Origin of the sequence: Leptospira adleri, assembly GCF_002811985.1 — a bacterium.
GTDB lineage: Bacteria > Spirochaetota > Leptospiria > Leptospirales > Leptospiraceae > Leptospira > Leptospira adleri.
The window spans coordinates 1-8,120 of the sequence record NZ_NPDU01000119.1 but is presented as its reverse complement, the minus strand read 5'-3'; the positions used below and the strand labels follow the sequence as shown (position 1 = coordinate 8,120).

The following is an 8,120-nucleotide window of genomic DNA, read 5'->3' as shown; positions in this document are numbered from 1 at the left end:
CTTTTTTATTTCCGGTCCATTCTCTTTCTTTGAGTTTCGATTTCATCGGAAACGTTTCAAACCCGATTCTGTTGATCGGTTCTTCCCTTGGTTCCATAGAATGAGAAAACGAATCAAAGGAAACTCCGTTTCCTTGTTGTAATGAAAGAGTTTCCGAAAACGATCCATGATGTATCCCTTAAAACAAAAACAGACATCCGCCGTGAAATCAGGTTTTACTCAAATACATTATCGATTTTTAATATGGATCGGATTCATATCCTTTCTTTCGGCCTGCGCCGTCGGCGGGATCGAAAGGAACAATCCCATCATTAAAATTCCGAAAAAATCGGATGTGGAAATTCTTCGGATCAATTTGATCCATGGAAGAGCGGAATACCTATTTGGACTGAATGTTGGAATTTCGAACGAGGTAAGATCCAATCTTACCGGAATTCAAATTGGAATCCTAAACAAAGCAAATAACGGTACAATTCCGATTCAAATCGGAGTGTACAATCGTTTGGACGGCGTCGGTTACGCAATTCGAATGGGTGTAATGAATTCAGGCGGAAGATTTTCCATGTTGAATCCGGAAAAAAATATGCCGATTTATCTTTTAGGCGGATTTACGATCGGAGCATTGAACGTAGAATCCGACGGTGGATTCAATATCGGCATCGCCAATATATTTTCCGGAGGAGTAAATGTGGGCTTGTTCAATCTATTCGTCCAGGGTATTAATATTGGATTTTTCAATGATGCTTTTGGTACTTCGTTGAATATCGGCATTCTCAATTATTGCGAATTTGGACCGCTACCGGTAATGATCTTAGCAAACTATTGTTTTTTAAGTAGAGACTGATTGAAACGACAGAAAGCAACCTTGAAAATGAATATCAGACTAGGGCTGACTTCCATCCTTGCATTCGGTTGGATTCTTATTTGCAATTGCGGTGTGGCGTTGACTCCTCGTCTCACAGCAAAAGTCCCGGCAGATGCAAGGACAGAACTCGTAAGAATCAATCTATTCTACGGAGAAGCGGGAAACGTCTACGGATTGAATTTTGGACTCGCGAATATCGTTGAACACGATTTGATCGGTGCGCAGATCGGGATCATAAACGGAGCTACAAAGGCCTCGGGGATACAAATCGGTTTAGTCAACAATTCAACCCCCGCTTACGGACTTCTAAAAATAGGCGCTCTCAATTTGAACTTTTTTTTAGATTCGGGAAGGCGGTCCGTGGAAGAAAGCCCGGAAAGCAGAGATCGACGTATGAAAGGCGATGCCGGTCTTTCCATAGGGATCGCCAATATTGCAAGCGGAAGAATGAATATTGGATTTTTCAACTACGGCTATGGATGGAATCTCGGAGCGATCAATTGGAACGATGAGGGTTCGGCGGTATCGTTAGGCGTCATCAACTTGGGTGAAAAAGAAAATTTTCAGATCGGAATTCTAAACTTTTGCAAGGACGGTCCGATTCCCTTTATGATCGTCGTGAATTATTGTAACTCGAACTCGACAAGGGATTCGTTAAAAAGGGAAAAGCCTCGCGATTCGGAAATGAAATAAATTCTTATCGATCCGCGCCGCTTTTTACGGATTCGAAATCCATTTTGGTCTGAAATAATATTGACAACTTTTTTTTTTCGCCTCCAATTGCGTCTCACCTCCTAACCAAAATCATGAAAAATAAAATCAAACCCATCGCTTTGCTATTCTGGCTGCTTTTATGGGTGGCCGTATCCAACTGCGGCCTCGCACTGACTCCCCGCCTAACGACGAAAATACCGCCCAAGACTGAAACCGAATTCTTACGCCTCAACCTAATCTACGGAGAGGTCAAAACTCTCGCCGGAGTTAACGTGGGTTTGTTAAACGAAGTCCAGGAAAATCTGTATGGAGCGCAGCTCGGAATCGTTAATTTTTCAGAAGGAAAAACCTACGGCTTCCAAATAGCGGTGGTCAATGCCGCGAAAAATAAAGGTTTTGGAATCCAAGCCGGAATCGTAAACTCCACAAATGGAGATTCCAAGGGAATTCAAGCCGGAATCATCAACTTGGGAAGCGATAAACAAGGTTACGACCTGACAATCGGAGTCGGCAATTATAAAACGAGCGGACTTATGATCGGCGCAACGAATCTTTCGTCCCAAGGAATCAACATCGGAGCTTTAAACGAAAATTCCAGCGGTGTCAATCTCGGAGCTCTCAACATCCAGGGAAGCGGGGTTAACATCGGAATCTTCAACGGGGGAACCGGAGTCCATATCGGATTGATCAACTCGGCAGGCGAAGACGAGAACGAGGAACCTACGATGCAGTTTGGGCTTCTCAATTTTTGCGGAAAAGGAAGATTTCCGGTTATGATCGGATTCAACTATTGTAAATAATCATGAAACATAAGAATTTAATAAATTACTCTTTTATCATATTTCGACTGGGTTTTATTTCTGCGATCGCCCTAAACCTAAACTGCGGAATCGGCGGACTTAGAGGAGAAAAGTCCTTTGTGAGAACCCCTGCAAAAACGGAAACGGAACTAGTGAGAGTCAATCTCCTCTACGGAGAAGTGAAAAACCTCTACGGAGTCAATATCGGCGTTATCAACGCGGTCAAGGATCGCCTAATCGGTGTTCAAGTTGGTGGAGTCAATTTTTCGGACGGAAAAACTTACGGCGCTCAACTTTCCCTCTACAACGAGGCAAAAAACGGAGGATTTACCGTTCAAGCAGGCGGAATCAACAAAATCGAAGAGACCGGCGCGGGAGGACTCCAGGTGGGGCTTTATAACAAAGCGGTCAACGGCGGATATTTTATCACGGCGGGAATCTACAATAAAGGAAGCAGCGGTGCGACGATCGGTCTGATCAACAACGAAGGATTGGGAATCAACGTAGGCGGTTTTAATTACGGATACGGACTCAACCTCGGACTCGTCAATTCCGGAAAAGGACTCAGCATAGGAGCGATCAATATAGGTGAAGACGGAAATTTTCAGATCGGAGTTTTGAATTTCTGTTCGGAAGGCCCTTTCCCGATCATGATCGGAATCAATTACTGTTCAAAGCCTGCCTCACCGCAGCAAACAGAGCCAAAACCCGCAGAAACAAAAGTCGATAGGAAAGTAGCGCCGGCAAAATAAATGGCGGCGTGGCTCTGACGTCAAAGTTGAAATTGAAAATTCCTCCGAAAACTAAAACCGAAATTTTAAACACTACTTCAAAAATACGCAACAAGATAGACCAACCGGCTTTTGGTAGTCAGGCTCGCAATCAATAGTTGCAATCAATCGAAAACGATTGAATTTTCGATTGTGCGAGATTTCCTTTTTGATTCAAACCAAACAAAGAATTTAATTCACGGCAACGACTGATAAATCTTTTCCGCGTATCGATCGGTCATTCCGGCGACGTAGTCGCTGATCACTCTATATAAGGATTCTTCTTCGATTCTTTCCTTGTAGGTTTCCGGAATTTTTTCGGGATGTTTGAGAAAATAATCGAACAAGGATTCGATTACCTTCTTTCCGTAATCGCTCATCCTCACCAAATCTTCGTGACGATACAATCTTTCGTAGAGAAAAGATTTGAGTTCCCGAAACTTGAAGTTCACGTCTTCCGAAAAATTTGCGATTCTTATCCCTCTTTTCCAAATTTTTGCAAGGTCTTCTCCGGAGCTTACGCCGTTTGATTCCAATTGAAAGGAAATATTTTGGATCAGATCGGAAACCATCGCGTTTGTGAGATTTCGAATCGAGGTTCGAATTAATATTTTTTCCGCCGCTTCCGGATAACGCGCCTTACAATCTTGATAGACTTCCTTCCAAAAACGATTTTCGGATAAATCTCCCAGATGAAGATAACCCATTTCCCAACCGTCTTCGATATCGTGGCTCGTATAAGCGATCTCGTCGGAAAGATCGGCGATCATTCCTTCGAGAGAAGGTCCTTCTTCCTGTCTTGATAAAAACATTCCGGAATTTTCGTAGTCGGCTCCGTGTTTCATCAAACCTTTCAGAGTTTCTCTGCAAAGATTTAAGCCGGGAAAACCCGGATACTTTTTTTCGATCGCGGTCACGATTCTTAAAGATTGTTTGTTGTGTTCAAAGCCTCCGTGGTCTTTCATCAAACCCGAAAGTACATCCTGACCCGCGTGACCGAAGGGGGTGTGACCCAAATCGTGCGCGAGCGCGATCGTTTCGGAAAGATGAGAATTGAGACCCAGCGCGGAAGCGATCGTCCGAGAAAGCCCCGCGACTTCCAAAGTGTGAGTCATTCGATTTCTATAATTCTCCCCTACCGAAAAGATAAAAACCTGAGTTTTGTATTGGAGTCGTTTGAAAGCGCTGGAGTGAAGGACCCGGTCCCGATCCCTTTGAAACGGAAGCCGATAGGAATGTTCCTCTTCTTCGTAAACCCTTCCTCCGTTTTCGGCGCTGGATACTGCGTAAGGAGCGAGACCCGCTTCCTCTTTCTGGATCAATTCGTTTCTTGAATAATACACTATCCCAAAAATCGGTAACTTTTCTAAAAAAGTCTTCTTACTTTTTTTGTTTGTTTACTGCTATTTTAAAGGAGCCAGATTTTAATGTCTCTGAAATCCTAAAACCCAAGGCGTCACAAGTAGGAATGGAATTCTTAAATCTTCTCGTTCATATCTTCTCCGAATACGGATACATCGCCGTCTTTTTAGTATTGATTCTTTGCGGTTTCGGACTTCCCGTGCCTGAAGATATTTCCTTGGTTTCAGGGGGCGTGATCGCGGGCCTCGGAAAAGCGGATCCTCACTTTATGTTTTTGGTGGGAATGGCGGGAGTTCTCATCGGAGACGCTTCCGTTTTTTTACTCGGAAGAATTTATGGAATTCGAGTTTTACAGATTCCTATGATTTCGAGAATCGTAACTCCGGAACGTTTTGCCAAGGTCCAGGACAAGATCGGAAAATACGGAAACTGGGTCACGTTTATGGCACGTTTTATGCCCGGTCTTAGAATGCCGATCTATCTCACCGCTGGAACTTCGGATCGGATCTCTTTCTATCGTTTTGTCGCACTCGATTTTATGGCGGCGATCATTTCGGTTCCGGTCTGGGTTTACCTCGGTTACTTCGGAGCTCACAACTTTGACACCCTTCTTACCTGGGTGCACCAAGGCCAGCTAACGGTCTTCGGAATTTTGGGCGCTGCGATTCTTTTCTTCGGATTCACGTATTGGATTCGAAAGAAACGATCGGCGGCTCCCTAAGAATTTCTTTACATCTTTCCGCATTCGTCTATTGTTTGACCAGTTATGGACATTCTTGCGCAGCCGGTGCTTGTGCTGAATGCCGGTTACGTCCCCATCGGGATCCGGTCGGTCAAAGACGCCCTTATCCTTATCATTCTTGAAAAAGCTCAATTGATCAAGGATGATGAAAATCTTCTCATTCGCTCCGAAAAACTCAAATTCACGGCTCCTCGGATCATTCTTCTCAGAGATTACTTCAGAGTTCCTCCGAGAAAGGATCGGGTTTCCCGGGAAAATATCTTTCAAAGGGATAACTATCACTGCGTCTATTGTGGAAAGAAATTTCCCAGTTCAAAACTGACCTTGGATCACGTGATTCCTAGAAGCCGTTGGGAGGGAGTTCCCAAAAAAGAAAGGCCGAAAGATTTTAATTCTTGGGAGAATCTGGTCGCCGCGTGCAAACACTGCAATACAAGAAAAGGAAACAAACTTCTCTCCGAATTGAAGTGGAACCTTCCGGAAGAAAATCGGGTGACACCCAAGCTACGCTTTCCACTCTTCTCAATATCGGATCAGCAGGCGGAGAAGTTCGGCTGGCGGGAGTATATTTCTTTTTGAAACGTCTTTCTATTCTAGTTCTTCTTCCTGTGGTTTTCTTCTTTTACGGATGTCCCCACTATTCTACTACAAGACTGATTTCCACGCCTCCGACACTGATCAGCATCGTGCCGATCGCGACCGGTTACGAACTCAGAATGAGAGCGGGAAACCCGGAACTTCTTTTTAGCGGTTATCGACTCTTCGTAGGAAACACGGAAAACGATTCCCGCTTTCCGACCGATTTGAACGCAGGAGTTGATTGTGCGGGAGGAGTTCTCAATCTAATTCCGAACCAACCGCTCGAATATTCCATCGAACTCAGTCCAAACTCCGGTCCGCTCGCGACTCCGGCTACGGGTGAAAACGCAAATCGAATCTGCAAGATGAACGTAACCGTTACTTCGGGTCAATACCTCACTTTGCGTTCTCAGGTTCTTGTGGTCAGCATCACAAACGGAAGTACTTCCGGGTTTGTATTTTCGATGCCGTCCAACTCTCTCAAGGTTCCTTAAACCAGACTTCTATTTTTTGAAGCGTGTCTTTTGCGTCGGCAATCCAAATGCTCGTAGGAAAGGACCGGATCAATTCTTCAAAACCCGATTTCGAGATCTGCAAAGAATTCCTCAATTTCCGAAGAGCCGGATTCTCCTCTCCTTTTAAGAATATAGGATTTCCGTCCGTGATTCTGTAGTATTCGTGAACCGCAAAATCATAGTTCTCCCGCGCAAGTTTATAAACGTCGTAATCCGCTTTTTGAGAAAATGGATGCGAAGAAGAAATCACATTCTCTTTTTTTAATATTTCCTTTTCGAGGTAAGAATGCAGAACGTCCCTGTATTCGATCAATTTTTTGAATAGGGAATCGTTAGAAAATTCTCCGGTGTCGGGATGGTATTTTTTTGAAAGGAGATAGAAACGACTTTTGAGTTCTTCTTCCGTAAACCCCGGGCTCAAACCCAAAAACTCCAGGGCTCTTTCTAACAGGTCCCCGTTTTCCAATAGTCTTGTCTGAGATGGAGATGACGTTTGAGTTGAATCTGAACCTGAGCGACGTTCAATTCTTTTTGATATTCTTTTAGAATTTCCTTCATTCTTTCTTCCACTTGAGAATGGAGAAGTCTGGACTCTTCCAATTTTTGAAACAGAGTTTCCGTGATTTCGATAAGTTCTAAATTCTGCGGAACGCCCTCTTCCGATTTTTCAATCTTACGATCGAGGGAACAGAGTTTGTCCACGATTTTCAGATTGGAATCCTCGATCTTCGCGCCCGTCTCCCCGTCTCCAAAACCGAAAACTTCCAGTTGCCGTTTCTGATTTCGAATGAGCTCATCCAAGAGAAGAATTTTTTCTCCAAAGAGAACGGCAAGGCCTTGGGCGTTTTGTTTGAATTCGGCCGAGGACAACTTCTATCCTTGAATCGACAATCCGCTTCCGCGACTTCCCTGAAACGGGGCTGAAACGACGTTTGACTTTTCTTTTTTCTCGATTTCTTCCCAAGCCGATTTCAGATCTTCCATGTATTTGATAATTTCCTGAATGATCTCGGAATCTTTTTTCATATTCGCTTCGAGCAAACGTTTTTTGATATAAACGTAGATTCCTAAAAGGTTGTTCGCCACTTCCCCGCCTTGTTCCAAATTGAGAGCAAGCATGAGTTCGGTTACGATTTCCCCCGCTTTGAGGATATGATTGTTAACCACATCGTATTTTCTAGGAGTATTGTTCTCCAGAGCGATATTTAGAAAACGGATCGCCCCATCATAGAGCATGACGATGAGTTTTCCCTGGCTGACAGTCGAGATTTCGTTGGATTTATATTGTTCAACGGTCGCTGTGGATTTTCTGGCAAGTGACATGTATCTCTCCTGAAATACTCTTCGACAAAAACGGTTGCCTCCTTAATGCTGGGTCAGAACATTCTTACGGTTTCTCTCAAAACTTTTCACGCGTTTTTGAGTCGTCCAAACCGTATGGATTTTCAAATTCGAACCCAACTAGGCTTTTTGTCGAGCTATGTCCGATCACCGGTCAAATCCAAAGATTTGATTTTCCAAGGGACTCGACCTTGCAAACAAAGAACCTTTGTTTGGATTTCGATAACCCAAAGTCCAAGCCCTCCAAGGGGTGAAAAGACGAACAACCCTGATTTTACGCGGATAGAATTTCCTTGGCAAGTCTGTTTACAAAACCCAAAAAAAAGATCGTATTTTTAGCGTCGGGAAGAGGCTCCAATCTGAAAGCCGTTCTCGAAAATGTAAAAAAAGGCAAAATCGCCGGGACCGGAATTGCCCTTCTCACGGACAACC

General features: G+C 44.0%; 11 protein-coding genes and 1 pseudogene. 8 read left to right on the top strand and 4 right to left on the bottom strand.

From position 1 onward, the window contains the following. Window positions 1–166 precede the first annotated feature (166 nt). The 4 genes from CH376_RS23195 (at window position 167) to CH376_RS23175 (ending at window position 3,131) form a co-directional block, all read left to right on the top strand. Complete coding sequence (locus CH376_RS23195) at window positions 167–844, top strand: LA_2272/LA_2273 family lipoprotein (protein WP_125231949.1); 678 nt, start codon at window positions 167–169, stop codon at window positions 842–844. Between the two features lie 27 nt (window positions 845–871). Further along, entirely contained in the window at window positions 872–1,558 is a 687-nt protein-coding gene (locus CH376_RS23185; protein ID WP_165781783.1) for an LA_2272/LA_2273 family lipoprotein, read from the top strand. Window positions 1,559–1,671: 113 nt separating this feature from the next. Beyond that, window positions 1,672–2,379 carry an LA_2272/LA_2273 family lipoprotein gene (locus CH376_RS23180; RefSeq protein WP_100786436.1) on the top strand — a complete coding sequence of 236 codons (708 nt, stop codon included), beginning with the start codon at window positions 1,672–1,674 and terminating at the stop codon, window positions 2,377–2,379. Window positions 2,380–2,381: 2 nt separating this feature from the next. Then, window positions 2,382–3,131 carry an LA_2272/LA_2273 family lipoprotein gene (locus tag CH376_RS23175; RefSeq protein WP_243394766.1) on the top strand — a complete coding sequence of 250 codons (750 nt, stop codon included), beginning with the start codon at window positions 2,382–2,384 and terminating at the stop codon, window positions 3,129–3,131. A 215-nt stretch (window positions 3,132–3,346) separates the two neighbouring features. Here the strand turns inward: CH376_RS23175 and CH376_RS23170 are convergent, their stop codons facing one another. Next, window positions 3,347–4,492: a deoxyguanosinetriphosphate triphosphohydrolase gene (locus CH376_RS23170; protein WP_165781782.1), complete on the bottom strand. Its 1,146-nt coding sequence runs from the start codon at window positions 4,490–4,492 to the stop codon at window positions 3,347–3,349. Window positions 4,493–4,617: 125 nt separating this feature from the next. On the opposite strand from CH376_RS23170, the gene CH376_RS23165 reads away from it, so the two are divergent. From CH376_RS23165 to CH376_RS23155, 3 genes are read left to right on the top strand one after another with little or no spacing between them, the layout of a single operon-like run. Beyond that, a complete protein-coding gene (locus CH376_RS23165) occupies window positions 4,618–5,232 on the top strand; it encodes a DedA family protein (protein ID WP_100786435.1) in 615 nt (204 codons plus the stop codon). A gap of 45 nt (window positions 5,233–5,277) precedes the next feature. Further along, window positions 5,278–5,832: an HNH endonuclease gene (locus tag CH376_RS23160; protein WP_100786434.1), complete on the top strand. Its 555-nt coding sequence runs from the start codon at window positions 5,278–5,280 to the stop codon at window positions 5,830–5,832. Then, window positions 5,829–6,326: an LIC11661 family lipoprotein gene (locus CH376_RS23155; RefSeq protein ID WP_100786433.1), complete on the top strand. Its 498-nt coding sequence runs from the start codon at window positions 5,829–5,831 to the stop codon at window positions 6,324–6,326. Before CH376_RS23160 ends, CH376_RS23155 begins: the two co-directional genes overlap by 4 nt. Here the strand turns inward: CH376_RS23155 and CH376_RS23150 are convergent. Genes CH376_RS23150 through fliS form a run of 3 tightly spaced genes read right to left on the bottom strand, consistent with a single transcriptional unit; the run spans window position 6,313 to window position 7,670 of the window. Beyond that, the gene (locus tag CH376_RS23150) at window positions 6,313–6,798 is read right to left on the bottom strand and encodes a J domain-containing protein (protein ID WP_100786473.1); all 486 of its coding nucleotides are present in this window, start codon (window positions 6,796–6,798) and stop codon (window positions 6,313–6,315) included. The genes CH376_RS23155 and CH376_RS23150 overlap by 14 nt on opposite strands. Next, a complete protein-coding gene (locus CH376_RS23145) occupies window positions 6,792–7,217 on the bottom strand; it encodes a hypothetical protein (protein ID WP_100786432.1) in 426 nt (141 codons plus the stop codon). Before CH376_RS23145 ends, CH376_RS23150 begins: the two co-directional genes overlap by 7 nt. Window positions 7,218–7,220: 3 nt before the next feature. Continuing rightward, window positions 7,221–7,670, bottom strand: coding sequence for a flagellar export chaperone FliS (gene fliS, locus CH376_RS23140; RefSeq protein ID WP_069607446.1), 450 nt, complete (start codon window positions 7,668–7,670; stop codon window positions 7,221–7,223). A 311-nt stretch (window positions 7,671–7,981) separates the two neighbouring features. Between fliS and CH376_RS23135 the strand changes: the two are divergent. After that, window positions 7,982–8,120, top strand: a pseudogene (locus tag CH376_RS23135) (phosphoribosylglycinamide formyltransferase); the annotation flags it as partial.